This is a genomic window from Yersinia pekkanenii (genome assembly GCF_001152565.1).
Lineage (GTDB): Bacteria > Pseudomonadota > Gammaproteobacteria > Enterobacterales > Enterobacteriaceae > Yersinia > Yersinia pekkanenii.
Genome location: NZ_CQAZ01000191.1, coordinates 1 through 793, shown reverse-complemented (window position 1 = coordinate 793; position 793 = coordinate 1). Strand labels below are relative to the sequence as shown.

Below are 793 nucleotides of genomic sequence, written 5' to 3'. Positions count from 1 at the left end.
CCTTCCACTCGGCCTGCTTGATGGGCTTTATATTCCAATTTCTGTGCAATCGTCATAAGTTCCTCCTCGTGCTGTGGCAGATGGGGGGCCAGATCGCGGATAAACCTTTCCGGCTCAGCAGTATCACCATTTTGTAGTATGTAATGTATCACAGAGATTAGCTGATCTTTGCTAGTGTAACCGTTCGATAACAACCTGACCAGTTCATCCGATAATTCGGACAGGTCACGTTGACGAATGTGTTTCTGCAACAGCTCCAGTAAGGCGACACGCTTATGTGTCATGATTTCGTCATCGGGGATAACGGTCACATCAATCAACGGAAAGTTGCCGCCATACAGTTCCCCCGCAAGCGTGGGTGCGCTGAATGCTTGTAACCAGCTCATGGGGTACGGGTACGGCGTGACCATCCCATGATAGAACAACATAGGAATGACCAGCGGCAGTTGGTCGTGTCCGGCATCAAGATGGCTCTGCATAGCGGCGATGGCATAACGCATCAGGCGAAAAGCCATATGCTTGTCAGGAGAGCTTTGATGCTCAATCAGCGCGTAAACATAGCCATCCTGTCCCTGCATTTTTAGTGAGTAAAGCACGTCAGAGTAGTAGGCTCGCAGGTCATTTTCAATAAAGCTGCCCGACTCCAGCCGCAGTGTTTTCAGGTCACAGATTTTCCGCAGGGCGGGTGGCAAGTGAATATCCAGCAGATCATAAGCCGTTTCGGGTTTGGTGACGAAATTTTTAAAAAGTGCATCATGGGGTGTAGGGGTCGTTTTCATCGGGCGATGATAGT

1 protein-coding gene is annotated in these 793 nt (G+C 49.7%); it reads right to left on the bottom strand.

Annotated elements, in window-relative coordinates:
• On the bottom strand, positions 1 to 779 hold a 779-nt coding region (locus AEP37_RS23905; protein ID WP_049615673.1), incomplete at its 3' end, for an Rpn family recombination-promoting nuclease/putative transposase.
• Between the last annotated feature and the right edge of the window lie 14 nt (positions 780 to 793).